This window comes from Solidesulfovibrio carbinoliphilus subsp. oakridgensis (assembly GCF_000177215.2).
In the GTDB taxonomy this organism is placed as follows: Bacteria; Desulfobacterota; Desulfovibrionia; order Desulfovibrionales; family Desulfovibrionaceae; genus Solidesulfovibrio; species Solidesulfovibrio carbinoliphilus.
In genome coordinates this window covers 4033271-4059283 of record NZ_CM001368.1, presented here as the reverse complement: position 1 = coordinate 4059283, position 26013 = coordinate 4033271, and the positions used below count along the sequence as shown (strand labels likewise).

The window sequence follows — 26013 nt, the reverse complement described above, 5'->3', positions numbered from 1 at the left end:
CCGTTGCCGGTCCCGGGCGCCGCCCCTATGCCCTGTGCCATCCCCGCTCCCCCTCGTACGGAAAGACCATGGTGAAGGTGGCCCCGCGCCCTTCCGGGGACTGGACCGTGATCCACCCGCCATGCTCCTCCACGATCCGTTTGACAATGGGGAGGCCAAGGCCCGACCCCTCGCCCTTGGTGGTGAAAAACGGCTGGAAGATCCGTTCGACCAACCCCGGCGGCACGCCCGGGCCGCTGTCCGTCACCCGCACGGCCAGGACGTGGCCGTAAGGTTCCAAAAGGCCCACCTCCTCGCGGATGCGGATGGAGCCGCCCTCGACCATGGCCTCGCAGGCATTGAGGACCAGATTGACCAGGGCCTCCTTCAACTGGTCCGGGTCGGCGCTTATCTCCGGCAGGGGCCGGGAGCGGTCCACGGTGACCTCCACGTTGTAGGACTCCAGGCGGTGCTTCAAGAGGACGAGCGCCGTGTCCACCACGTCCGAAAGGCCGACCGGCTGGGCCGTCAACTTCGGGGGCCGGGCGAACTCCAGGAAGTTGCGCACGATGGTATCGATGTGCCCGATCTCCTCGGCAATGACCTCGAAGTCCTCCTGCTGGGAGGGATCGAGCTTGAGGCCGCGCTCCAGGGAGAAAAGGCGCATCTTAACCGAGGTCAGCGGATTTCGGATGGTGTGGGCCACGCCCGCGGCCAGCCGGCCGGCCATGGCCAGCTTTTCCGACTGCATGAGGTGGCCCCGGCTCTGCTCCAGGTCCAGGTGGGCCTGGTCCACGTCCTTTTCGAGGTCGCGAAACTTCTGGCCGATGGCCTTGACCTCGTCGGAAACGCCCGCCATGGCCCCCTTGCCCCGGTCGCCCCGGGCCAGCCGCCGGATGGGGTCCAGGATCTGGCCGACCAGGACGTAGGCCAGGAAAAAGCCCAGGGTGGCGTTTATGACCACGCCGATCACGGCCACGCCCATGACCAGGTCCGTGCGCTCCAGGTAGACCAGGCCGGTCTGGCGCATGCGGGCCCGGTAGAACTCCTTGAACCGGTCGCACAGGTCGCGCAGGCCGTCGAAATCGTCGCGCACGGCCCAGTGCTGGTTCTTGGCCGCCTCCTCCCTCCCCTGCTGGTAGAGGTCGATGACATTGTCCTTGGCCGCCGAATACTCCTTGTAGGCCGCCGTGATGGCTTCGAGGAGCTCGGTCGGCTCGGGGGCGTCCACGTCCTGGCGGATGCGTTCGAGCCACAGGGCGAACGTCCGGCGGCTCTCGCTCAGCTTGCCGATCCAGGACGGGTCGCGGCTGAGGTAATAATAAGTGGCGTAGCCTTTCTGGTTCAAAAGGGCGTTTTCGAGTTCATGGGCGGCGGTCAGGGCGGCCAGGTCCTTGTCGGCCGTGGCCGTGTAGAGGTCGCGGGCCATGGCCGCGTACCAGACCATGATGACCGGACCGGCCATGTTGACCAAAAGCAGGCTTCCGAGCAGCAGGTAGACCCTGGCCCGCAGGCCCAGGCGGGAAAGTCCCGGGCGTCCCGGAACGGTGGCGGCGGTCATGGAACTTTTCGCGTCCTCGGTTGGCCGGTGGCAGAGGGAGCCGGCCCGGGCATCGCCTCCGGCATGGGCGACGTCCCGGTCTTACCGGGACCGGCCGGCCGTGGCAACGGGTCGCGGCCCGGGCAGCGAGGTTTCCTGCTTGCCGGGACTCAGGCCGCGGCCAGAATCTTCGGACGGGCCTCGTGGCCGCGCAGCCGGCCGATCAGGTCCTTGAGCTCCTCGGCCATGTTCGACAGGGCGTGGGCCGCCCGGCTGGAGGCGTCCACCCCGGCCACGTTGTCCTCGGCCACCTTGTTGATTTCGCCAATGGCCCGGCTGATCTGCTCGGACGCGGCGGACTGCTCCTCGGCCGAGGCGGCGATGGACTGGACCTGGGAGCTGGTGGCGTCGGCATGGCCCAGGATGGCGCGGATGGCCTCCCCGGACCGGCCGGCCAGGGAATTGGCGTCGGCCACGGCCGAAACCGCCTGGTCCATGCTCTTGATGTTGCGGCCGGCCGCCTCCTGGATGGCCCGGATGCGGGACTCGACTTCCTTGGTGGCCACCATGGTCTTTTCCGCGAGCTTTCTGACCTCGTCGGCCACCACCGCGAAACCGCGCCCGGCCTCGCCGGCCCGGGCCGCCTCGATGGCGGCATTGAGCGCCAGCAGGTTGGTCTGGTCCGCGATATCGTTAATCACGCCGACGACCTGGCCGATGGACTCGGCCTCCTGGCCGAGGCTGGCCATGTCGCCCTTGAGTTCCGTGGCGATGCCGTTGACCTTGGCCATGGACTGGCCGGCCCGGCTGACCACCTCGGCCCCGGTGGTGGCGTTGTCGCGGGTCTCTTCGGCCGTTTGGGCGGCCGCGCCGGCATTGGAGGCGATTTCGAGGATGGTGGCGTTCATCTGGCCGATGGCGGCGGCGGTTTCGTCCACCCGGCGGCGCTGCAGTTCGACGCCCGAGGCCGCCTGCTCGGTCTGGGCCGACAGTTCAAGGGCGGCGCTCGAAAGCCGCTTCGAGATGTCGCCGGCCTGCTCGGCCACGGCCTGCATGCGCGAGAGGGTGTGGGCCAGCTCCTCCTCCTTATGCAACGTTTCGCGCATGGCCTCTTCGGCGGCCTGGGCCTGCCGCGTGGCCTCGGCCTGCTTGTCCGCCACCTCGCGCATATGGATTTTCAGATTGTCGACCATGGCCGTGGTGTCGTCGCGAAGGGCCGCGAATTCCGCCTCGAAACGCCCGGTCGGCCTGGCGTCCAGGTCGCCCGAGGCCACCTGCCGGGAATAGCCCCCCAGGGCGGCCAGGGAACCGGTAATACCCCGGATGATCCACAGGATCACGGCCAGCACCGCCAGTCCCAACACGGCCTGGACCGCGAGCAGGGCCCCGTCGACCAGCCCCTGGACCTCGGCCCGGCGGGCGGCGTAATGGGCCTCGATCTTCTCGAAATGGGGCATGAGGTCGCGGCCGCTCGCCACCATGGCCTCGGTGACCTTCTTGGCCTTGGCGCTGGCCTCGACGTAGGCGTTGAAGCTGCGCTGGTAGGAATCGATGACCGCCACGAAACTTTTTTTCCGGTCCGCGGCCAGATCCGGATCGGCCGCGACCATGGCCTCCAGGCGCTTGACCCCCTCGGCCACCTTTTCCACGTAGCCGGCCTCGTCGCGCAGTTGCCAGTTCTTCTCATGCCGGCGGATGGTCAACAGCAGGATCTGGAAATCCTTGTCCGTCACGGGCTTGAACTTTTCGTCCAGATCCCGGGCGGCGTAGACGAAATCGCGCATCAGGCCTTCGTTCTCGTTAAATCCCTTGATCCGCGCAATCCCGACCAGCTCCTCGAAACCCTTGCGGTAGGCGGCGAGCTCGGCCAGGGCCTCCCGGGCCTCGCCGGCCAGGGCCCCGTCCAGTCCGGAGAGGCGGCCGATGTCGTCCCGCACCTTGTCGGCATGGCGCAAGGCCGGCTCGATATAGGCCGGGTCCATGCGCATGAGGAAATTCTTCTCCTCGCGCCGGGCCTGCAGGATTTCCAGATAGGCATTGGCGGCCAGGCCTTCAAGCTCCTGGAATTTCGCGGCATAGTAACTTCCTATCCGATCCGCCGCAAACGCGCAGCAAAATCCCAGCACGCACACACCGAGCAACAGATACAGTTTGCGTCGCACGCCCATCACATCCCCCCTTGGTTCCCCGCGACCCGCCTTCGCCATGCATCGCCTAGCCGATAGGCGATACGCCATACCGCAACGAATGTCATGAGGCCCATCCCCATCGTTCTGGCCGGGAATACGCTTCACGCAAAGGACATGCCAACCCGGCTCCGGCCCGAAGGCCCGGTTCCCGGGCCTGTCCGTCCGGCCGGGCCGGCCGGGGTGTCAGCATTTTTTCCACCTTGTCAAAGCCGGCGCATTGACTTGCCCGCCCCCCTTTGCCACACAGGCAGCATGGACACGCACCCCGGCTCCCCCAAGGCCCTGGCCGCCCTCCTCTCCCGCATCCCCAGCCGCACCCTGGCCGCCGCCGTCGGGCTGGCCCTGGCCCTGCCCTCCCCGGCCCGGGCCGAGGACCTGCTGACCGGCGGCCTGCTCGGCAGCGTCTTTCGCGGCGACGACTTCACCGGACCGCGCCTGGTCGATCTGGCCGTCCTCGGGCTGGCCCTGTTTCTGGTCCTTCGCCTCCTGCTCGGCCGGACCGGAAAAACCGGCGCAAACCAGCAGCCCCCGCCACCACCGCCGCCGGCCGCCTACGACGACGAGGCCCCGCCGCCCCTCGACAGCCCGCCCGGCAAGCCCAACATGTACACCAACGCCCAGGCCACCTGGGCCGCCCTCAAGTCGCCTCCCCCCAAGGGCACTCCCACGACCGCCGCCCCCTCCGGTGCCACCGGTCCCCTGCCGTCGGGTGCGACGCCGGAACAGGAATTCCTGGCCGGCGCCAAACTGGCCTACGGCCGCATTCTGGCCGCCATGGCCAAACGCGACTTCGACGATCTGGCCAACTTCACCACGCCGCTCTTTCTGGCCCAGCTCAAAAACAGCCTGCCCGCCTCGCCGCCGCCCGCGCCCGAGATCCTGCTCGTCGAAGCCGTCCTGGCCGGCGAACGCCAGGAATCCGGCCGCACCGTCATGGACGTGGACTACGAGGTTCTCGTCCACGAGCCCGACGCGCCCCACAACACCGACCGCAAGGAGCGCTGGCGCTTCGTCCGCGACACCGCCGCCCCCGGAGCACACTGGCTGCTCGACGGCATGGAGCGCGGCAGGGAGTAAGCGAGGAAGGGAGAAAAAGAATGCCTCCGGCGGCCGGGAGGGGATGATCCCCTCCCGGACCCTCCCCAATGGAGTGCGAAGGATGGCGTGGCGTAGTCGGACGGCCACACCGACGCACATCCGCCAACGCCCATCACGCCACCCGTTTCCCCCACTCCCATTTCCCCTTCCAGGGGGTCCGGGGGGGATGATCCCCCCCGGCCGCCGGAGGCATCTTCTCTTTAAAAGGGTGTGCCGTTCGCCTGGATATCGGCGACGATCCGTTCCTTGATGCGCCGGGAGACGGGGCCGGGTTTCCCGTCGCCGACGGGCGCGCCGTTGTAGCGGACGATGCTCAGACAGTCGTTGGTGGTGCCGAGGATGAACATCTCGCGGGCGGTGGCAATGTCTTCCTCGCGGATGCCGGCGAAGACCGTTTCCACTTCGCCATGGAGGAGTTCCACGGCGCGAAGGAGGGTCGTGCCGGTCAGGGCGTTGTTGAGCTCCGGCACGACGAGGCGGCCGCCGGCGTCCACGATGCAGATGTTTTCCGTGGCCCCTTCGGCGAGGAGCCCCTTGTCGTCGTAGCAGACGGGATAGTCTTCGCCGCGTTCGGTGGCTTCACGCTTCATGAGCACGTTCGGCAGGTAGTCGATGGATTTGATGCGGGCCAGATAGTTCTGTTTGGCCGGGATGGAGGTGCGAAAGGCGGTGACGCCCTTGGCGAAGGACTCGGCCGGCCGGGCGTGGAACCTGTAGGCCACGATGGTCAGGCTCGGGGTCGGACATTCGGCCGGATCGATGCCAAAGCCGCCGGGGCCGCGGCCGACCAGCACCCGGACCATGCCGTCGTCGGCGCCGGCGGCCTGGCATACGGAAAGCGTAAGATCGGCCACTTCGGCCCAGGAACAGGGCGGCGCGAGAAAGATGGCCGCAGCCGACCGCTCCATGCGTTCGAAGTGGGGGGCGATCTGATAGAGCCGGCGGCCGAGGTATTTGAGCGTCTCGAAGACGCCGTCGCCCCGGTGGACGAGGTGGTCGTCCAGGGGAATGAGCATGAGGCGCGGATCGGTGCCGATGACGCCGAGCCGGTGGTCGTAAAAGGCCAGGACCGCCTCGCTGCCGGGGCGCGGCGCGGCCAGGAGCCGTTTCAGGTACACGTCGGTATCCACAATGTCGGGCATAACTTCCTCCCAAGCAAAAGGGGAAAACATGCAGGCCATGTTTTCCCCTGTTCGATACGTTCGTCCACCCCTTTCGGGAGGGTCCGGGAGGGGGTGACCCCCTCCCGGCCGCCGGAGGCATCTTCTCCCGGCTTCCGCGCCCCTACTTCTCGACCCGCACCTTGTCGCGTTCGATGAGGAGCTCCGCGATCTGCACGGCGTTTAAGGCCGCGCCCTTGCGGATGTTGTCGGCCACGATCCAGAGGTGCAGGCCGTTGTCGATGGTCTGGTCCTCGCGGATGCGGCCGACGAACACTTCGTCCTCGCCCGCGGCGACAAGCGGCATGGGGTAGATCTTTTCCGACGGGTTGTCGTAGACGCGCACGCCCGGGGCCTGGGCCAGGATGGCCCGGGCTTCCTTGGCGGTCAGTTTCTTCTCGGTCTCGATGTTGACGGATTCGCTGTGCCCGTAAAAGACCGGCACGCGCACGGTGGTGGCCGTCACCTTGATCGAGTCGTCGCCCATGATCTTGTTGGTCTCTTTGATCATCTTCACTTCTTCGAAGGTGTAGTCGCCGTCGGTGAAGACATCGATCTGGGGCAGGCAGTTGAACGCGATCTGGTGCGGATAGACCTTCACGTCCGGGTCCTGCATGTGGAAAAGCTGGCGGACCTGGGTTTCGAGTTCGGCGATGGCCTTCTGGCCGGTGCCGGACACGGCCTGGTAGGTGGAGACGATGACGCGTTTGATTTTCGCGACGTCGTGCAGGGGCTTCAAGGCCACCACCATCTGGATGGTCGAGCAGTTGGGGTTGGCGATGATGCCGTTGTGCCAGTCCACGTCCTGCGGGTTGACCTCGGGCACGACCAGCGGCACTTCCGGGTCCATGCGCCAGGCGCTCGAATTGTCGATGACCACGCAGCCGGCCTTGACGGCAAAGGGCGCGAATTTCTTCGAGGTGGAGCCGCCGGCCGAAAAGAGCGCGATATCGACGCCTTCAAAGGAATCTTCCGTCATCTCCTCGACGGTCAGCTCGGTGTCGGCGTACGGCACCGTGGTGCCGGCCGAACGCGAGGAGGCCAAGGCCTTGATGGTCTTGGCCGGAAACTGCCGCTGTTCGAGGGTTTTCAGCATCTCCCGTCCCACGGCTCCCGTGGCCCCGGCCACGGCCACAACCCATTCGCCCCTGCCCATACCGTCCTCCATCTGTTGAAGAAAGAATGCCTCCGGCGGCCAGGAGAGGCTCTGCCTCTCCTGGACCTCTCCGCCGGGGGGGATCATCCCCCCCGGACCCCCTGAAAATATTGGTCGCATTCCGGCGTGGGGCGCGGCCCTGGGTACAGCCAGGGACCGCGCAAGAGTGCGCCGGAAGGGTGTTACATGGTCAGGCCCGAGACGATGGAGAGCACGGCCTCGGCCTTGTTGAGCGTGTAGAGGTGCACGCCCGGCGCCCCCCGGTCGATGAGATCCTGGGCCTGTTTGCGGGCGTGGGCAATGCCGACCTCGGCCACGGCCGCCGGGCCCCCGGCCGCGTCGGCGGCTTCCAGCGCGGCCAGATAGGCCGGCGGCAGGCTCGCGCCGCAAAGGCTGGACAGCCGCTTGACGCTGGCCAGGCTCATGACCGGCAGCACGCCCGGCACGATGGGCACGGTGATGCCCATGCCGCGCACCTTGTCCACGAAAGCGAAATAACAGTCGTTATCGAAAAAAAGCTGGGTCACGGTGAAATCGCCGCCAAGGGCAATCTTTTGGCGCAGGAAATCCAGGTCCGCCCGGGCCGACGGGGCCTCGGGATGGCACTCGGGATAGCCGGCCACGCCGATGGCCAGGGCCGGATATTCGCGGCGGATGAAGGCCACCAGATCGGAGGCGTGCTGGAAGTCTTCGGAGTCCGGGACGAACTGCTCCTGTCCCTTGGGCGGATCGCCGCGCAGGGCCAGGACGTTGTCCACGCCGGCCGCCGCCAGGCCGTCCAGAAAGCCCCGGATCTTCTCCCTGCTCGCCCCGACGCAGGTGAGATGGGCCATGGGCTCGAGGCCGTAGGCGGTTTTGAGGCGGGAGACGATTTCCAGGGTGTGGGCGTGGGTGCTGCCGCCGGCTCCGTAGGTCACGGACACGAACAGCGGCCGCACGGGCAAAAGCCGCTCCACGACGTCGAAAAAACCGGCCCAGGCCTCGCGCTCCTTGGGCGGGAAAAACTCCAGCGACACGAACGGCCGCTTCGCTTCGATCAACTCCCCGATTCGCACGCGGTCTCCTTGGTCATGGTGAGGGCTGGCGGGCGCTTCACGGCTTCCGGGCTAGCCGACGTCAGGCCGAACATCCTTCTGCCCGAAAGCGGCGACTTCGGCCAGTTCCGCGACAACATCCCGGTCCGCTTCCAGAAACGGACGGGCCAGACCGTCCTGCGGCGTCAGCCATTCCATCTCCTGGCCTTCCAGGGCCGCCGGTTCTCCAAGGAAGGCGCGGACGTGAAAAAAATGAAGATGGACGGAAATATGTTCGTAAGCATGCGCTTTTTCCCTGAAAAAGGCAATTGCGGTCGGCGTGATGCCCAGTTCCTCGGCCAGTTCCCGCACCAGCGCCGCCCGGGGCGATTCGTCGGGCTCGATCTTGCCGCCGGGAAACTCGTAGGCTCCGGCCAGGGGCTTGCCCTCGGGCCGGCGCACGCCGAGGTAGCGCCCTTCCCGCCAGATGACGGCGGCCACCACATGCACGATCTTCGGTCCGCAGTTCATGCGCCTTCTCCCAAAGCGGCCCGACGGGCCTCCAGATCGCCGATCTCCTCTTCCAGCACGGCCATGCGGGCCAGCAGGTCCTCGGCGGCATGGGAAAGCGCGCCGTACTCCTTGCTGAGTGTGGAGAAAAGCTCTTTCTGGGCATAGGTTTCCGGATCGGCCATGGTGGCTTCGACCTCGCCCTGCTTGGCGAGAAGCGCCTCAAGCTCGGCCTCCATGGCCTCCATGGCCTCGCGCTTGGGCTTGATGTCGCGGTAGAGCGCGTTTCGCTGCTCGGCCACCCGGCGTTTGCGCTCCTTGTCGTCCTGGCGCGAGACCTTGGCCGCCGGGGCCTCGGGCGCGTCCAGCCGGCAGGCGTTGGCCTCGGCCTGGGCGGCCTCGTAGGCGGCAAAGCCCTCGTCGTGGACCGTAATGCCGTCCTCGCCCACGGACCAGACCTCCCCGGCCACTTCACCGAGCAGATAGCGGTCGTGGGCCACCATGAGGATGGTGCCCGCGTATTCGGACAGGGCCCGCACCAGGGCCTCGCGGCTTTCCAGGTCCAGGTGGTTGGTCGGTTCGTCGAGGACCAGAAAGTTGGCCCGGGCCGAGAAGAGCCCGGCCAGGACCAGCCGCGACTTCTCGCCGCCGGACAGTTCCGACACCCGCCGCTCCCAGTAGTCCTCGCCGAGAAGGAAAAGCCCCAGGATGGAACAGACTTCCAGGTGCGTGGCCTTGGGGCCGGCCATGCGCCGCATCTCGGCCATGACCAGGGCGTCGGTATTGAGGATCTCGGTCTGGTGCTGGCTGAAGTAGCCGAGCTTCACCCCGGTGCCGAGGAGCACCCGGCCGGAGGCGGGCTTCAAGGCCCCGACCACGAGCTTTAAAAGCGTGGTCTTGCCCGCGCCGTTGTGCCCGACGAGCGCCACCTTCTGGCCGCGAAAGAGCTGGAAGGTCAGCGGCGGCCAGATGGGGGCCCGGTCCGGGTAGGCATAGGACAGGTCGGCGGCCGCGGCCACGGTCTTGTCCGATTTCTCGGGCTCGGGCAGGGTGAAGTTGAGGGTCCTCCCCTTCACGTCCGGCCGTTCGCTTTTCAGCGAGGACAGTTCCTTTTCGAGCTTGTCCTTGCTCTTGAGCTTGCTCTGGGCCTGCCTTGCCTTGGTGGCCTTGTAGCGGAACCGGTCGGCAAAGGCGTTGACCTGCTTGATCTTGCTGTCGATGGCCGCGGCCTGCCGCTCCCACTGCTTGTCCATCTCCTCGCGCCAGGCCAAAAACTGGGTGAAGGAGCCCGGCCGCCAGACGGGCTTCCCTTCGCCCGTGAAAAGGGTGTGCGTGGCCACGCGGTCGAGAAAGATCCGGTCGTGGGCCACGAAGACCAGCACGCCGGCAAAGGCGCACAAAAAGGATTCGAGCCAGGCGACGGCTTCGAGGTCCAGGTGGTTGGTCGGCTCGTCGAGGAGCAGGACGTCGGCTCCGGCCGTCAGCACCCGGGCCAGCTTGGCCCGCTCGCGCCAGCCGCCGGACAGGTCGGAAATGGGGGCATGCTGGCTTTCGTCGGAAAACCCCAGGCCCGTCAGGATGGTCTTGGCCCGGTACTCGGGGTTGTAGCCAAGGGCGTGCTCGAGGCTCGTCTGCTCGGCGGCAAGGACCGCCAGCGTCGCCTGGTCGCCGGCAGCCACGGCCGCGTCGTAGCGGACCCAGAACTCCTTCCAGGACGGCAAAGCGGCCATGACCCAGGCGAGAAGCGTCATGCCGAGGTCGCCGGCCTCCATCTCCTGGGCCACGTAGCCAAGGCGCGCTCCGGTCGAGAGGACCACCCGGCCGCCGTCGGGCTCGGACACGCCGGCAATGAGTTTCAAAAGCGTGGACTTGCCCGCGCCGTTCTGGCCGACCACGGCCAGCCGCGTGCCGGCCGGAATCTCGAGCGAGAAATCCTTGAACAGGTCGCGGCCGCCGTAGGACTTGGAAAGCTGTTGCAGACTGACTTTTGCCATGACTTCTTTTGCTGCGCTGGATGTGACGGCCGAAAGCGGCGACGGCCGGCATGCACGCCGGCGGGCCGCTTCATACGAAAAAACGGCCCGAAGAACCAGCCCCCCGCCCTCGCAGTGGAAACGGCGGTCCGGCCGGCCCCTGGGGCCGTTTTGCCAGGCCGGCCGGACGCGCGTCCGGCCGGCCGCGGTCGCGGGTTCTCAGCCGAGGCGGGCCACCACCAGGTCGCCCATCTGCCGGCAGCCGACCAGCACCTTGCCGGGCTCCATGATGTCGCCCGTGCGGTAGCCGTCGGCCAGCACCCTGGCGCAGGCCGCGTCTATGGCGTCGGCGGCGTCCGTCTGGCCGAAGGAGTGCTTGAGCAGCATGGCCACCGACAGGATGGTGGCCAGCGGATTGGCCTTGTCCTGGCCGGCGATGTCCGGCGCCGAGCCGTGGATGGGCTCGTACAGGCCCGGATTGCCCTCCCCGAGGGAGGCCGAGGGCAGCATGCCGATGGAGCCGGTGATGACCGCCGCCTCGTCGGACAGGATGTCGCCGAAAAGGTTCTCGGTCACGATGACGTCGAACTGCGACGGGTCGCGCACGAGCTGCATGGCCGCGTTGTCCACGTACATGTGCGAGAGTTCCACGTCCGGGTAGTCCTTGGCCACTTCCAGGACCACGGCCCGCCACAGGCGCGACACGTCGAGGACGTTGGCCTTGTCCACGGAGCAAAGCTTTTTGCCGCGCTTGCGGGCCGTCTCGAACCCGACCCGGGCGATGCGGCGCACCTCGTGCTCGGCATAGACCATGGTGTTGAACCCGACCTTCTCCCCGCCCCGCTCCTCGATGCCGCGCGGCTCGCCGAAATAGGCCCCGCCGGTCAGCTCGCGCACGACCATGACGTCAAGCCCCTTGCCGACGATGTCCGGCCGCAGGCAGCAGGCCGAGGCCAATTCCGGAAAGAGCTTGGCCGGGCGCAGGTTGGCGAAAAGCCCCAAGGCCTTGCGGATGCCGAGCAGGCCCTTTTCCGGACGGATGGCCGGGTCGATGGCGTCCCATTTGGGGCCGCCGACCGCGCCCAGAAGCACGGCGTCGGCCGCCTTGCAGGCGGCAACCGTCGCCTCGGGCAGAGGCGTCCCCTTGGCGTCGATGGCCGCGCCGCCAATGAGGGCTTCGGTAAAGGCGAACTCCAGCCCGAACTTCTTGCCCACGGCCTCCATGACCTTGCGGGCCTCGGCCACGATCTCGGGACCGATCCCGTCCCCCGGCATCACGCAGATGTTGTAACGCATGGTGTGTCCTTGGATGTATGTATGCCTCCGGCGGCCAGGAGAGGCGCTGCCTCTCCTGGACCTCTCCGCCGGGGGGAATCATTCCCCCCGGACCCCCCGGAAGGGGTAAGGGTATCGCGTGCATGTTTATTTCACATCAGCACCGCTGTCTGTCGCGGCTCCTGCTCTCCTGCCACCAGTCCCCGCGCTGTCGGGGGGTCCGGGGGGGATGATCCCCCCCGGCCGCCGGAGGCATCTTCCTCTTCCGGCGGGGTGGCATCGAGAAGGGCGGCGCCCCTCCCGAGCTTATCCTCGGGCAGCCAGACGTTCCTTGACGTAGGGAACCAGTCCGCCGGCGTCGAGGATGCTCTGCATGAACGGCGGCACGGGCTTGCACTGGATTTTCGCGCCTGTGGTCACGTTCTCGATGACGCCGGTGTCGGCGTCGACCGTCAGTTCGTCGCCGTCCTTGATCTTGGCCACGTCGTCGCCGATCTCCAGGAGCACCAGCCCCATGTTGAAGCTGTTGCGGTAGAAGATGCGGGCGAAGCTGTGGGCGATGACGACCGGGATGCCGGCCCCGAGCAGGGCCAGCGGCGCGTGCTCGCGGGAGGAGCCGCAGCCGAAGTTCTCGCCCGCGACCATGATGTCGCCCTTCTCCACCCGCTTGATCCAGCCGGGTTCCAGGCCCTCCATGCAGTTGGCCCCGAGTTCGGCCGTGTCGGTGGTCACCAGGAACTTGGCCGGAATGATCGCGTCCGTATCGATATGCGCGCCGACCTTATGCGCCTTGCCGTGGTACATGGCTGTAACTCCTTCGGAGTGGAGAGTGTGGGGAGGAAACCCCTTTTTGCAAAAAGGGGTTTCCTCCCCACGCCCCTCCTTCCCCAAAAACTCTTAACGGGGGCGTCCCCCATTATTCACGCTCTATTCCCTTTCCCCTACCACCACCTATGCCTCCATTTTTCCCGTCGAGGGGGGTCCGGGGGGGATCATCCCCCCCGGCCGCCGGAGGCATCTTCCTCTTCCTCCTCCCGCTACACCTTGGCCGGATCGACAATCTCGCCGGCGATGGCGGCGGCGGCGGCGGCGGCGGGGCCGGAGAGGTAGACTTCGCTTTCGAGGCTGCCCATGCGGCCTTTGAAGTTGCGGTTGGTGGTGGCGATGGCCCGCTCGCCGCCGGCCAGGATGCCCATGTGGCCGCCGAGGCACGGCCCGCAGGTGGCGGGACCGACGACGCAGCCGGCGTCCATGAAGGTCTCGATCAGGCCTTCGGCCAGGGCCTGGCGCCAGATCGACGGCGTGGCCGGCAGGACGATGCAGCGGACGTTTCGGGAAACCTTTTTGCCCTTGAGGATGGCGGCGGCTTGCCTCAGGTCCTCGATGCGGCCGTTGGTGCAGGAGCCGATGACGGCCTGGTCGATGGGCAGGCCGGCCACTTCGGACACGGGCTTGACGTTGTCCGGCAGGTGCGGGCAGGCGATCTGCGGTTCCATGCCGGTGGCGTTGATGGTGACGGTCCGCTCATAGGCCGCGCCCGGATCGGCGGCCAGGAGTTTGTCGCCGGTGCGGCCGGCCTTGGCGGTGTACTCCAGGGTCTTGGCGTCGGCCGGGAAGAGGCCGGCCTTGCCGCCGGCCTCGATGGCCATGTTGGACATGGTCAGGCGGCCTTCGATGGACAGGGCGGCGGCCAGGGGGCCGGTGAATTCCAGGGCCTTGTACAGGGCCCCGGACACGCCGATGGCGCCGATCAAGGCCAGCATCAGGTCCTTGCCGCCGACATAGGTTCCAAGTTCGCCGGTCAGGACGACCTGGATGGTCGGGGGAACCTTGAACCAGGTCTCGCCAAGGGCCATGCCGCCGGCCACGTCGGTGGAACCCATGCCCGTGGCAAAGGCGCCCAGGCCGCCGTAGGTGCAGGTGTGGGAGTCCGCGCCGATGACCACGTCGCCCGGGCCGACGAGGCCGAGTTCGGGCAGGAGCGCGTGCTCGACGCCGACGTTGCCGCCCTCGAAGTAGTGGGTGAGCCCCATGGCTTTGGCGAACTCGCGGCAGACCTTGACCTGCTCGGCCGAGGCGATGTCCTTGTTGGGCGTGAAGTGGTCGGCCACGATGACCACCTTGTCCTTGTCGAAGACGCCGGCGGCGCCCATCTTCTTGAAGGACTTGATGGCCAGGGGTGCTGTGATGTCGTTGGCCAGGACCAGGGACAGGCGGCAGCGGACGATCTGGCCCGGTCCGGTCACCTGTTCGTCGCTGTGGGCCTGCAGAATTTTTTCGGCTAAAGTTGCGGGCATATCCGGTCCTCCTTCTTGGCCAACCGATTGAGGGCGTTGATAAAGGCGAGGGTGCTCGCCATGATGACGTCATCGTGGACGCCGCGTCCGACGGACGTGGCGTTGCCTTCGCGCACGCGCACGGTCACCTCGCCCTGGGCGTCGGTGCCGCCGGTGATGGCGTTGATGTGGAACTCTTCCAGCTCTGGCTTTCTGCCGACGAGCTTGCACACGGCGTTGAAGGCCGCGTCCACCGGGCCGGAACCCGACGAGTACTCCCGCACGCTCTGGCCTTCCACTTCCATCTCCAGGACGGCCGAGGGGGCGAGTTCCACGTTGCCGCAGTGCACGGACAGGTGCTTGAGGGCGTAGTGGTCGGGCCGGCGCAGGACCTTTTCGAGGATAAGGGCCTCGATGTCCTCGTCGAGGATGCGCTGCTTGCGGTCGGCCAGCTCCTTGACCGCGTCAAAGACGATCTTGAGCTCGTCGTCGGTCAGCGTGTAGTTGAGCTCCTTGACCTTGGCGTCCAGGGCATGGCGGCCCGAGTGCTTGCCAAGGACCACCACCGCGCCCTTGCGGCCGATGTGCTCGGCGGTCATGATCTCGTAGGTGCGCCGGTCCTTCATGATGCCGTGCTGGTGGATGCCGGACTCGTGGGCAAAGGCGTTGCGGCCGATGATCGGGGCATAGGGCGGGATGGGCTGGCCGATGATGCCGGCGAGGCGGCGGCAGGAGGGGAAGATCTCCTCGGTCACGATGCCGGTGGTGAGGTTGTAGTAGTTGGGCCGGGTATTGAGGCCCATCACCACCTGCTCAAGCGACGCGTTTCCGGCCCGCTCGCCGATGCCGGAGAGGGTCACCTCGGCCTGGCGGGCGCCGGCGTGGACCGCGGCCAGGGTGTTGGCCACGGCCAGCCCGAGGTCGTTGTGGCAGTGGACGGCGAAAGTCACCTTGTCCGCCCCCTTGACCGTGCCGAGGAGGTGGCGGATCAGCTCGGCGAATTCGGCCGGCTGGGCGTAGCCCACGGTGTCCGGGATATTGATGATGGTGGCGCCGGCGGCGATGACCCGGTCGCACACGGCCACGAGAAAGGCGGGATCGGACCGGGAGGCGTCCTCGGCCGAGAACTGGACCTCGACGCCCTTGCCTACCGCGTGGCGCACGGCCGCCTCGGCCATTTCGAGCACCTGCTCGGGCGTCTTGCCGAGCTTGTGCTCCATGTGCAGGGCCGAGGTGGCGAGGAAGGTGTGGATGCGGCGGCGTTTGGCGTTTTTGATGGCCTCGAAACCCCGGTCGATGTCGGACACCAGGGCCCGGCACAGGGCGGCCACGACAGGTTTGGTGACGGTTTCGGCGATGGCGGCCACGGACTGGAAGTCGCCTTCGCTGGCGGCGGGAAAGCCGGCCTCGATGATGTCCACGCCGAGCGTTTCGAGCTGGCGGGCCATGCGGATCTTTTCCTCACGGGTCATGGTGGCCCCGGGCGACTGTTCGCCGTCCCGGAGCGTGGTGTCAAAAATGTAAACCCTGCTGTCGTCGGACATGGGTATCTCCCTTTGGTATCCCCGCGCGTGGCGCGGTACGGCTGACGCATGCGCGGCAGCCACGGCAAGAGGCTGTTAGCCGAGGGCCGGGACAATGACAAGCGATGTCAAAAAGGGATAAATGGTATTATGAGAGCTCCTGGAGGGGCTCCCGTAGCTTGGAGGCGCGGCGCGGCAGAACGAAAAAGGTGTAGATGGGTCCGGAGATGAGGTAGGCCGTGAAAAGCAGAAAGCCGATGAGCCAGGGCTCGGAGGCCACGACCACGAAGAGGAGCATGGCGGTCACCATGGCGCTGAAGGGGTGGGCCTTGACCAGCCCGAACTCCTTGAAGGAGGCATAGCGCACCCGGCTGACCATGAGGAAGGACAGGGCATAGACGAGGATGAGGCAGGCCCGGGGAACCACCGCCGCGGCGAAGGCGTCCGGGAGATAGCGCTCGAACATGAAAAAAAGCGAGATCATGCACCCGGCGGCCGGGATGGGCAGACCGATGAAGAACTTCTTGGAGGTGATGGTCTTGCCGGACATGACGTTGAAGCGGGCCAGACGCAGGGCCCCGCAGGCCACGAGCATGAAGGCGGCCAGAATGCCGAGCCGGCCGAACCGGGACAGCTGCCACTGGTAGACCATGATGGCCGGGGTGACGCCGAAGGCGACCAGATCGGCCAGGGAGTCGAACTGGACGCCGAAATCGCTGCTGGTGCCCGTCAGCCTGGCCACCTTGCCGTCGAGCCCGTCGAACAGGCAGGAGACCAGGATGGCCAGGGCGGTCATGTCGAAGCGGCCCTCGATGGCCCACAGCATGCCGAGGAACCCGGCGAAAAGGCTCGCCGTGGTAAACAGGTTCGGCAGGATGTAAACGCTCCTGCGCGCCCGGCTCTGGGTGGGTTTTTCTTCTTCCATCTAGTCCGCTTTCCGGGCCAGGACGGTCAGTCCGGCCGTGGTCTTCTGCCCCATTGTCACGGCAGGAAGATAACCATGTGGCAAATAGACGTCAAGCCGGGACCCGAACTTGATCATGCCATAGCGCTCGCCGCGCGAAAGCCTGTCCCCGGGCACGGCCTTGCAGACGATGCGCCGGGCGATCAGGCCCGCGATCTGGACCACCGACCACTGGCCGCCTGCGGCGTCGCGGATGCCGAGCACGTTGCGCTCGTTGTCCACCGAAGCCTTGTCCAGGGAGGCATTGAAAAACTTGCCCGGGAGATAGCGCACTTCCGTCACCGTGCCGTCCACCGGCGAACGGTTCACGTGGACGTTAAAGATGTTCATGAAGATGCAGACCACCTGCCGCATCTCGCCGGTGAGCGGATCGACGGCCTCGCCCATCTTGCAGACCACGCCGTCGGCCGGGGCCACGGCCAGCCCCTCTCCGGTCGGGGCGGCCCGGTCCGGATCGCGGAAGAAGTTGAGGCTAAAGGCGGTCAGAAGCAGCAGCACCACGGCCGGCGCGGGCCAGCGCAGGAGGGCGGCCACCAGGGTGGCCAGGGCGAAAAGGCCGATGATGGGCAGGCCGTCGCGGGCCAGGCCGAAAAGCGGATTATACATGGGTCGCTCCAAGGGGCGGACAGACGGCGGCCAGTTCGGTGAAAAAGGAGGCCTCGTCCCGGTAAAGGATGGTGTGAAAGCCAAGCGACGCGGCAAGGGCCGTGTTTCTCGGGGCGTCGTCGATGAAAAGCGATGTCCCGGCCCGGGCGTCCATGGCGGCCAGGGCCAGGTCGAAAAAGGCCCGGTCGCGCTTGGAAACGCCGTGCTCGCAGCTGTTAAATACCGCGTCGAAATGGGAAAAGACGCCAAGCCGCGCATCAAGCCGGGCCAGCCACTCGGTCTGGTCGCTCAAAATGGCGGTGCCAAGGCCCATTTCCCGGGCGGCGTCGGCCACGTTGAAAAGAAACGGCCGGGGCGTGAAGCGCGACAGCACGGCCTCGGTCAGGTCCGCGTCGCTGCGGGCGATGCCCGTGGCCCGGCGAAAGGCCTCCCAGAAACCGGCCTCGTCGCAGCCGCCGACCACGAACCCGGTGCTCCAGGCCATCTCGTAGGCCACGGGCACGATGGCCGCCGGGTCGCGGCCGGCCTCCTCCGCGATGGCAATGAGGCCCTCGCGGAAGCCCTCCTCGGCCAGCACGCCGCCGAAATCGAAAAAGACGGTGCCGATTCGGCACCCGCTCTCGCCTATTGCCTGCATGACACGTCATCCACCTTTGCCCGCCGCCTTTCCTTGGCGTCGTAAAAGCCGTAGAAACCAAAAAACGCCTGCAAGGCCTTAGCCGCTAACCCCGCGCCGGGCAAGCCGGGAAAACACACCGAGGAACAGATGCCCGAAGAAATCCGCGTCGGCGTCAGCGCCTGTCTGCTTGGCCAGCCCGTGCGCTACGACGGCGGCCACAAGCACGACCGCTACGTCACCGACACCCTGGGAAAGTATTTCACCTTCGTGCCGGTCTGCCCCGAGGTCGAAGCCGGATTCGGCGTGCCGCGCGAGGCCATGCGCCTTGTCGGCGATCCCGAAGCCCCGCGCCTGGTCACCCTCAAGACCGGCACGGACCTGACCGACCGGATGCGGGCCTTTGCCACCCGTCGGGCCGACGCGTTGGCCGGGGAGAACCTCTGCGGCTTCATCTTCAAGGCCAAGTCCCCGTCCAGCGGATTCACCCGGGTCAAGGTCTACAACGACAAGGGCTCGCCGGCCGAACGCGGGGTGGGGCTTTTCGCCCGGGCCTTCATGGACCGCCTGCCCCTCGTGCCGGTCGAGGACGAGGGGCGGCTCCACGACGACCGGCTGCGGGAAAACTTCATCGAGCGGATCTTCACCCTCGCCCGCTGGCGCCAGACGCTCGCCGGCGACGGCCAGACGGGCCTCACCGCCCGGCTGATCGGGTTCACGGCCAGCCACAAGCTGCTCCTCCTGTCCCACAGCCCGCAGCTGGCCCGGCAGATCGGCCGCCTTGCGGCCGAGGCCAAAAACTGGCCCGCCGACGCCCTGATCCAGTCCTACGAGACCCTGCTCATGCGGACCCTCGCCCTGCCGGCCACCCCGGCCAAACACGCCAACGTCCTCCAACATATAATGGGCTATTTCAAAAAGTCCCTGACCGGCGACGAAAAAAATGAACTGGGCGAGGTCATCGACACCTACCGCCTGGGCCTGGTGCCGCTCATCGTGCCGGTGACGCTTCTCGCCCACTACACCCGCAAGTACGACGTGGCCTATCTGCGCGGCCAGCACTACCTGACCCCCCATCCCGTCGAACTCAAACTGCGCAACCACGCCTGACCCGCCCGCCCCTGCCCTGGAGACGTCCCCATGCCGCGACCTTCTTTTTCCCTGCCGGCCGCCCTCGTGGTCCTGCTCGCCCTGCTCCTCGGAGCCGGGCCCCCGGCCCGGGCCGCCGGCCTGCCCGGTCGGCAGGCCACGGCCCAGGTCGTGGCCCGGCTGACCGAATCCGGCCGGGTCCACGGCTTGGTCGTCGGCTACGTCAGCCCGGCCGGCCGGGTGGTCCACGGCTTCGGCCGGGCCGGCGAGGGGCGGCGTTCCGGGGCCCCGGACGGGCGCACGCTCTTTGAGATCGGGTCCATCACCAAGACCTTCACCGGGCTCCTGCTGGCCCAGGCCGTCATGGCAGGCCGGGTCCGGGCCACGGACCCCATCCGCCTCGATCTGCCGGCCGGCACCCTGGGCAAGGAGTCGCCGCTGGCCCCGGTCAGCTACCTCGACCTGGCCACCCACGCCTCGGGCCTGCCCGAAGGCCCGGACAACCTGCCGTCCAGGGACCCCCAGAACCCGCTGGCCGGCTATTCCACGGGCCTGCTCCTCGACTATCTCGCCCGGGCCCGGCCCATCGCCCCTGTCGGCCGGGATTTTTTCTACAGCAACGTCGGGGCCGGGTTGTGCGGCTATCTCATGGCCCGGCTGGCCGGGACGGACTACGAGACGCTCGTCAAACACAAGGTCTGCGAGCCCCTGGCCATGGCCGACACCACCATCACCCTGTCGGCCGAACAGGCCGGCCGCATGACCCACGGCCATGACGCCAAGGGCAGGATCGTGCCCAACTGGGACGTGACCGGACTCGAGGGGGCCGGGGCCCTGCGGTCCACGGCCGACGACCTCCTGACCTACGCGGCCGCCAACATGGGCCTTCTGCCCACCCCCCTGTTGCCGGCCATGAAGCTGGCCCAGCTGCCCCGGAAACACGTCTCCTCCATTCCGACGCTCTTCCTGGGCTTTTTCTGGAACATCATGAACTTCGGCGGCAAGGAATACCTGCTCCACGCCGGCCGGTCGGGCGGCTATTTCGCTCTGGTCCTCCTGTCCCCGGAAGACAACGCCGGCATCGTTCTTTTGTGCGACACGGAAGGGGACTTCACCAAGGAGGGCTGGCGACTGCTGGAGCTGGCGACCGGGAAAGACCTGCCCTAGGCCGGCGTTTTTTCCCACCGTGGGCCGGGGGCAGAAGCCCGCTGCCGGCTTCCGGGCAACGGCAGGCCTTGGCCGGGCCGCAACCCCGCTGAGAGATGCCGTGCCCCGGCCATGACCATGGCCGAGCGGCAGCCTCCGCCTCGGCCGGCCAAATTTTTCCTGGCACCACTTTTGCTTAAAGACCGCGACGCAGCACACCCGGCAAGGCGCGACGCCAACCGGGCCACGGCCGGGACGTTGGTCCCGGTCCGGCCCGCCCGTCGGCCCCGGAACGGAGGAACAGTATGGCCCAGGCAGGAGATTCGGAAAAGCTCGCAGGCCTCGGCGGCGAACTCGCCGCCTTGAACATGGACGCGGCCTGCAAATATTACCACAACTATCTCAATACGTTCCAAATAGATTTGCCGCTGTCGGTCTCCTTTATCAACCGCCTTTTGGCCGAAGACATCGCCGAGTTGCCCCCCTATGCCAAGTCGCTGCTCGAACAGGCCATCAAGTCCGCCGTGCAGTTGGCCAATTTCGATCCGGACGTCCTGAGCATCGGGGTGGATTCCGGCATCTCCCCGGGCGCGGCCACGGTGGTCAAGGTCCTGGCCGGCACCCATGTGGAGCCCCAGACCTTCACCGAGCTGCGAAAGGCTTCCATGAAGTACCAGGGTGGGGACATCCGCACGATCTGCGAGCGCATCCTGGCCCGCCACCCCATGGCCGTGCGCTACGCCGACCTGCTCCTCAGCCTGGATTTCTACCAGGGCCAGCCGCCGAGCGAGAGCCTGGCCGCCTTCAAGTGCCCGAAGGTCCTCTTGCCCCTTTGGACCAAGCGGCTTTTCAACCACCACGCCGCCCTCGGCGACGATGCCGGGGCCTGGCCCCACTGGCCGGCCATCGCCGGCCGGGTGGACGACCCCTTCACGCTCAGCCGGGCGGCGGAGATGCACCACCGGGCCGGGGATACGGAGCAGGCCCTGGCCCTCTACGGCCGGGCTTTCGAACTCGATCCCCTGCAACGGCCCTATGCCCTGCGCCTGGAGGCCCTGCGCGCGCCGTTCGTCCCGAACCCCGGGCTCGTGGACGAGAGGCGCGTCGCCATCTATCTCTACAGTTACAACAAAGGGCAGGTGCTCGGGGAGACGCTGGCGAGCCTGGCCCGGTGCGCCATCGGCCCGGCCAGGATCAAGATTCTTTTAAACGGCTGCACGGACGACAGCCTGGCCGTGGCCGGCCGGGCCCGGGAGCTTTTCCCGCAAAACGAGGTGGAGATCATCGCGCTTCCGGTCAACGTCGGGGCCCCGGCCGCCCGCAACTGGCTCTTGGCCCAGCCGGCCACCCGGGAAAGCGACTACGTGGCCTTCTTGGACGACGACGTCTATCTCCAGCCCGACTGGCTGGCCCATTTCCTGACCGTGGCCGAAAGCGACCCGAAAATCGGCAACGTCGGCTGCAAGGTCGTCTTCCCGGGCCGGTTCAAGATGCTCCAGTACCTCTACCGCCACGTCTCCCTGACCCACGACGACGCCATCCGGGTCAGCCTGCCGACCGGCTACCAGCAGTACGACATCGGCCTTTACGACGTGGTGCGCGAGGCCCGGGTGGTCATGGGCTGCCAGCACCTCCTGCGCGTGGCCTCCCTGGCCGACGCCCCGAGCTTCGACATCCGCTACTCGCCCTCCCAGATCGACGACACGGACCACGACCTGCAACTGTGCCTGGCCGGCTGGAAGGTCTTTTTCTGCGGCACGGTCACCTGCGTGCACAGGCAGGACTCCGGCACCTCGGCCAAAAGCAGGTTGTCCCTGGCCAGCCAGGGCAGCATCATGGGCAACGACCTCAAGTTCCACTACAAGTGGTATGAGCGCAAAGAGGAGCTGTCGGCCCTCGATTCCCTGGGCCTGAACCGGTAGGCGCGCCCGGCCGGCCGGGACGTTTCGGGCCGGGAAAATCCGGTACCCGGGCCAAGGGGCCGGCTCCCGGGCCGTTGGCGGGCCGTGGCCGGCCGGGAAGCGGCCCGAAAATCATCCATAGTTTTAATTTAAATTGCAGCATGTTACAGAAAAAATTCGATCGGGCGCAAATTCCTTGTTGACGAAGGCCCGCAATTTTGACAGTTATGCGCCTCGGCAACGGCGGCCGCCCCGCCGCTCCGGACCGGACAGAAAGAAAGTTTGAAAAAACGATTGACAACCGGGCCGGGGGCGAATAAAGAGATTGGTCTTTGAGATTGAGGCGGCATAGCCAAGTGGTAAGGCAGAGGTCTGCAAAACCTCCATTCTCCGGTTCAAATCCGGATGCCGCCTCCACAGCCGAACATGAGCGGGAATAACTCAGTGGTAGAGTGCAACCTTGCCAAGGTTGAAGTCGCGGGTTCAAATCCCGTTTCCCGCTCCACTCCGCAAACCCAGGGCCGGCCCCAAAGCCGGCCCTTTTTCTTTGCCTCCCGGCCGCTTTTGGGCTAGAGGCGTTTTCATACCAGAACGGGAGTGATTGTGCATCCAACCATCCCCCTTTCCGCCCCGCTCGACGAACTCCTGGACGCGGCCAAAAGCCGCTACGACGTCCGGTTCGAACCCGTGTCCATCGCCGGCGAAACCTTGGAGATCCTCCAGATCGCCGACCTCGAGGCCCTGATCGACCGCCTCGTCCTGACCGCCGGCCAAGGGCCCATCACCCTGCCCTACTGGGCCAAGATCTGGCCCGCCTCCATGCTCCTCGGCCATTTCCTGGCCCACCTCGGCCCGGGCGACGGCCGCACCCTGCTCGAACTCGGCGCCGGCGTCGGCATTTGCGGGCTGTTTGCGGCGAAACAGGGCTTCACGACCCTTTTGACCGACATCCACCCCGACGCCCTGCTCTTTTCGCAGATCAACATCCTGCAAAACGGCCTGGCCGACCGGGCCTCGGTGGCCCACGCCGATTTCGCGGCCGACCGGCTCGGCCGGCGCTTCGACGTCATCCTCGGCTCGGAAGTCCTCTACCTGGAAGACCTCTACCGGGGGCTCCTGAAATTTCTCCTGGCCCACATCGCCCTCGCCCCGGGTGCGGAAGTCGTCCTGGCCAAGGACTACACCCGCAAGGCCACCCGGTTTCTCGGCATGGCCGAAAAGGAATTCCACCAGGCCGAGCGCGTGGTCGGGTACAAGGAAACCAACCCCGAAAGCGGCGAGCCCGAACGCAAGCTGTGCCAGATCTACCGCCTGCGCCCGCGCAAGCACGCCTGAGCCGCCCGTGGGCCGGGCCCGGCCCACGGCTCCCGCACTCCCCAAGCAAGCGAGCACCCATGGATACCAGCCGTTTCGTTCCCAAGGGACTGGCGTCCCGCCCCAAGGGCTATGCCCTGGACCAGGACAAGATCTGCCCCCCGGCCGAGACCGTGGCCCGGGCCAAGGCCGCCTTCGCCCGGCTTGGGGCCGGCGTCCTGGCCGAGACCCGGCGCATCGACACCGGCCGGCTCGGCATTCCCGTCTTTCTGAGCCTCTGCGGCGAAGCGGCCCGGGCCGTCATGCCAACCCGCAAGCAGATGGGCAAAGGGGCCTCCCCCGAGCAGGCCGAGGCGTCGGCGCTTATGGAACTGGCCGAGCGGTTCAGCTTCTTCTCCTTCTGGGAGGACGGGGGCCGGCTGGTTTCCGCCACCTGGTCCGAGGCCGAGGCTTCGTTCGGCGACCGCCTCGTGCCGCTGTCGCTCATCCGCCATTCGGTCGGCGAGACGGGCCTCGACGACGCGGCGGCAAGGCGCATCCTGGACCTGCTCCCCTGGCGGTTCGCCCTGGTGCGCGACGTGGCCGCGGGCGAGGACGTGGCCGTGCCCTTGGACTGGTTCAAGCTCTTAAACGAGTTCAACGGCTCCTCGGCCGGCAACTGTTTCGAGGAGTCCGTGCTCCAGGGGGCCTGCGAACTGGTCGAGCGGCACGTCTGCGCCGTGATCGATCGCGACCGGCCGGAACTGCCGACCATCGACCCGGCCACCTGCGACGATCCGGTTCTCTCCGGCCTCCTGGCCGCCTTTGCCCGGGAAGGGGTGCGGGTCTGGCTCAAGGACTTCAGCCTGGGCATGCCCGTGCCGACCGTCGGGGCCATCGCCTACGATCCGGCCACCTTCCCCGAGTCCTCGGAAATCGTCTTCACCGCCGGCACGGCCGCCTCGCCGGCCAAGGCCGCCATCCGGGCCCTGACCGAGGTGGCCCAGCTGGCCGGCGATTTCGAGACGTCGAGCAACTACGAGGCCTCGGGCCTGCCGAAATTCAGGACCCTGGACGAAGCCGCCTGGGTCTTTGCCGGGCCGACCGTCGGCCTTTGCAGCCTGCCGGGCATCGAGCGGGAGGACATCGCCGAGGAACTGGCCGAACTGGCCGGGCGCCTGGCCGCCATGGGCCATCCGCTCCTGACCATCGACACCACCCATCCGGAGCTCGGGCTGTCCGCCAACTACAACATCGTGCCCGGCTTCGCCTTCCGGGAGCGGACCCCGACCGCGAGCCTCGGGCTTTTCACGGGCCGGCTCCTGGCCGAACAGGCCGATCCGGACACGGCCGCAGCCGGCCTGGCCGCCCTGGCCGACATCTACCCGGACGCGCCGTTCGTGCCCTTTTTCGAGGGACTGCTTGCCCTTCGCACCGGCGACCCCTGCCTGGCGCTCCACCGTTTCGCCGTGTCCGAGGCCTTGCAGCCGCTGCCGGAAGACCAGGCCCTGGCCGCCTTTTACCAGGCTCACGCCCTGGCCCGGCTCGACCGGTACGGGGAGGTGGTGCCGCTCCTTGACCGGGCCATCGCCCTTTGCCCGGAGGTCAAGGAGTATTTCAACCTGCGCGGCGTGGCCCGGTTCAAGGCCGGGGACTATCAGGCCGCGGCCCACGACTTCGAGGCGGCCCTCGAGCTCGACGCCGGTTCGGCCATGGACCTGGCCAACCTGGGCCTGTGCCAGGCCCGGCTCGGGCGCACGGAACTGGCGGCCCACCACCTGAACGCGGCCCTGGCCCTTGATCCGGCTATCACCTTCGCCCGGGAAGCCCTGGCCGGTTTGGCCACAAAAAGCGATTAGGCGGCGATCCTGATTCAACACCTTGTCATAATGGACAAAATTGTCATTACCTTGTCACCGTGGCAGGGAAAGACGTTGACAAGAACCTTTTTTCCGGCGTACGTTAAAAAAGTAACGCGGGAGCCTGTTTGTCACACGGCGCCCTGACACACACGACCCATCGGGCATCAAGGGTGCTCTGATTCATGGGTGAGGCCCCCTGCCCCGCAGGGCGGCGCTTGCGAACCGCCCGGTTTTTTGAAGCAACGTTCCGGGCGCTTTTCTCATCAACCTGTAAGGAGGATGCGCATGGCTACTGTCGAGTACAAAGGCAAATCGTTCGAGGTCGATGAAGACGGCTTCTTGCAGAAATTCGAGGACTGGACGCTCGAGTGGGTTGATTACGTGAAGGACTCCGAGGGCATCAAGGAACTCACCCCCGAGCACAACAAGGTCATCGAGTTTCTTCAGGACTACTACAAAAAGAACGGCATTGCGCCCATGGTCCGCATCCTGTCCAAGGTGACCGGATTCAAGCTGAAGCACATCTACGAGCTGTTCCCGTCCGGACCGGGCAAAGGAGCCTGCAAAATGGCCGGCCTGCCCAAGCCCACGGGCTGCGTCTAGGCTTTACGATTCCTCGAGGAAAAAAGGCGGAGAGGCGACTCTCCGCCTTTTTTCATGGCCCCGGCCCCGGATGCCGGCCGCCGGGCGGGACGGCCGGGACCGCGCCGCCCGGGCGGCGAATGGCCCGGTGCGGCAAAGACAGAAGCGCTCCACCCGGCCGTCCGGGTGGCGGCCGGACGGAAGGGACGCCGGCTGCCGGGGCACGGGCGCGGCGGGCGGACGCCGCCGCACCGCCGTCCCG

The 26013-nt window shown here is 67.0% G+C and carries 21 protein-coding genes and 2 tRNA genes; 9 read left to right on the top strand and 14 right to left on the bottom strand.

Going from position 1 to position 26013, the window contains the following annotated elements; translation table 11 throughout:
• Positions 1-25: 25 nt before the first annotated feature.
• Positions 26-1540, bottom strand: a complete 1515-nt coding sequence (locus DFW101_RS17920; protein ID WP_009182930.1) for an ATP-binding protein — start codon at positions 1538-1540, stop codon at positions 26-28.
• Positions 1541-1689: 149 nt separating this feature from the next.
• Positions 1690-3687, bottom strand: a complete 1998-nt coding sequence (locus tag DFW101_RS17915) for a methyl-accepting chemotaxis protein (RefSeq protein ID WP_009182929.1) — start codon at positions 3685-3687, stop codon at positions 1690-1692.
• Between the two features lie 273 nt (positions 3688-3960).
• Between DFW101_RS17915 and DFW101_RS17910 the strand changes: the two genes are divergently transcribed.
• Positions 3961-4785 carry a Tim44 domain-containing protein gene (locus DFW101_RS17910; protein WP_009182928.1) on the top strand — a complete coding sequence of 275 codons (825 nt, stop codon included), beginning with the start codon at positions 3961-3963 and terminating at the stop codon, positions 4783-4785.
• 221 nt (positions 4786-5006) lie between these two features.
• On the opposite strand, the gene DFW101_RS17905 is transcribed toward DFW101_RS17910, so the two are convergent.
• The 12 genes from DFW101_RS17905 to DFW101_RS17850 all read right to left on the bottom strand — a co-directional run bounded on the left by DFW101_RS17905 (position 5007) and on the right by DFW101_RS17850 (position 17899).
• Positions 5007-5948: an aminotransferase class IV gene (locus tag DFW101_RS17905; protein ID WP_009182927.1), complete on the bottom strand. Its 942-nt coding sequence runs from the start codon at positions 5946-5948 to the stop codon at positions 5007-5009.
• Between the two features lie 142 nt (positions 5949-6090).
• On the bottom strand, positions 6091-7122 hold the full coding sequence (locus DFW101_RS17900) for an aspartate-semialdehyde dehydrogenase (RefSeq protein WP_009182926.1): 1032 nt from the start codon (positions 7120-7122) through the stop codon (positions 6091-6093).
• A gap of 182 nt (positions 7123-7304) precedes the next feature.
• The gene (gene metF / locus DFW101_RS17895; RefSeq protein WP_009182925.1) at positions 7305-8177 is read right to left on the bottom strand and encodes a methylenetetrahydrofolate reductase [NAD(P)H]; all 873 of its coding nucleotides are present in this window, start codon (positions 8175-8177) and stop codon (positions 7305-7307) included.
• Positions 8178-8228: 51 nt separating this feature from the next.
• Positions 8229-8666: a (deoxy)nucleoside triphosphate pyrophosphohydrolase gene (locus tag DFW101_RS17890; RefSeq protein WP_009182924.1), complete on the bottom strand. Its 438-nt coding sequence runs from the start codon at positions 8664-8666 to the stop codon at positions 8229-8231.
• On the bottom strand, positions 8663-10639 hold the full coding sequence (locus DFW101_RS17885; RefSeq protein ID WP_009182923.1) for an ABC-F family ATP-binding cassette domain-containing protein: 1977 nt from the start codon (positions 10637-10639) through the stop codon (positions 8663-8665). The genes DFW101_RS17890 and DFW101_RS17885 overlap by 4 nt, the downstream gene beginning before the upstream one ends.
• Before the next feature lie 198 nt (positions 10640-10837).
• Positions 10838-11914, bottom strand: a complete 1077-nt coding sequence (gene leuB, locus DFW101_RS17880) for a 3-isopropylmalate dehydrogenase (RefSeq protein WP_009182922.1) — start codon at positions 11912-11914, stop codon at positions 10838-10840.
• Positions 11915-12199: 285 nt separating this feature from the next.
• On the bottom strand, positions 12200-12697 hold the full coding sequence (locus DFW101_RS17875) for a 3-isopropylmalate dehydratase small subunit (RefSeq protein WP_009182921.1): 498 nt from the start codon (positions 12695-12697) through the stop codon (positions 12200-12202).
• Between the two features lie 233 nt (positions 12698-12930).
• A complete protein-coding gene (gene leuC / locus DFW101_RS17870) occupies positions 12931-14190 on the bottom strand; it encodes a 3-isopropylmalate dehydratase large subunit (protein WP_009182920.1) in 1260 nt (419 codons plus the stop codon).
• Complete coding sequence (locus tag DFW101_RS17865; RefSeq protein WP_009182919.1) at positions 14175-15713, bottom strand: 2-isopropylmalate synthase; 1539 nt, start codon at positions 15711-15713, stop codon at positions 14175-14177. Before DFW101_RS17865 ends, leuC begins: the two co-directional genes overlap by 16 nt.
• Before the next feature lie 127 nt (positions 15714-15840).
• Positions 15841-16617, bottom strand: a complete 777-nt coding sequence (pssA, locus tag DFW101_RS17860) for a CDP-diacylglycerol--serine O-phosphatidyltransferase (RefSeq protein WP_009182918.1) — start codon at positions 16615-16617, stop codon at positions 15841-15843.
• Positions 16618-17262: a phosphatidylserine decarboxylase family protein gene (locus DFW101_RS17855; RefSeq protein ID WP_009182917.1), complete on the bottom strand. Its 645-nt coding sequence runs from the start codon at positions 17260-17262 to the stop codon at positions 16618-16620.
• On the bottom strand, positions 17255-17899 hold the full coding sequence (locus DFW101_RS17850) for an HAD family hydrolase (RefSeq protein WP_009182916.1): 645 nt from the start codon (positions 17897-17899) through the stop codon (positions 17255-17257). Before DFW101_RS17850 ends, DFW101_RS17855 begins: the two co-directional genes overlap by 8 nt.
• 129 nt (positions 17900-18028) lie before the next feature.
• Here DFW101_RS17850 and DFW101_RS17845 point away from each other — a divergent pair, with 129 nt between their 5' ends.
• From DFW101_RS17845 to DFW101_RS17810, 8 genes are all read left to right on the top strand, one after another.
• Positions 18029-18988: a YbgA family protein gene (locus DFW101_RS17845; protein WP_009182915.1), complete on the top strand. Its 960-nt coding sequence runs from the start codon at positions 18029-18031 to the stop codon at positions 18986-18988.
• A 30-nt stretch (positions 18989-19018) separates the two neighbouring features.
• Positions 19019-20134 (top strand): serine hydrolase domain-containing protein, encoded by a 1116-nt coding sequence (locus DFW101_RS17840; RefSeq protein WP_009182914.1) that lies wholly within the window; start codon positions 19019-19021, stop codon positions 20132-20134.
• A 284-nt stretch (positions 20135-20418) separates the two neighbouring features.
• A complete protein-coding gene (locus tag DFW101_RS17835) occupies positions 20419-22035 on the top strand; it encodes a glycosyltransferase (protein ID WP_009182913.1) in 1617 nt (538 codons plus the stop codon).
• Between the two features lie 321 nt (positions 22036-22356).
• Positions 22357-22431 (top strand) — tRNA-Cys (locus tag DFW101_RS17830).
• Positions 22432-22444: 13 nt separating this feature from the next.
• Positions 22445-22519: transfer RNA gene (locus tag DFW101_RS17825), tRNA-Gly, on the top strand.
• 98 nt (positions 22520-22617) lie between these two features.
• Positions 22618-23349: a class I SAM-dependent methyltransferase gene (locus tag DFW101_RS17820; RefSeq protein ID WP_009182912.1), complete on the top strand. Its 732-nt coding sequence runs from the start codon at positions 22618-22620 to the stop codon at positions 23347-23349.
• Between the two features lie 59 nt (positions 23350-23408).
• Positions 23409-25166, top strand: a complete 1758-nt coding sequence (locus tag DFW101_RS17815; protein WP_009182911.1) for a YcaO-like family protein — start codon at positions 23409-23411, stop codon at positions 25164-25166.
• Positions 25167-25454: 288 nt separating this feature from the next.
• Complete coding sequence (locus DFW101_RS17810; RefSeq protein ID WP_009109179.1) at positions 25455-25772, top strand: TusE/DsrC/DsvC family sulfur relay protein; 318 nt, start codon at positions 25455-25457, stop codon at positions 25770-25772.
• Positions 25773-26013 lie beyond the last annotated feature (241 nt).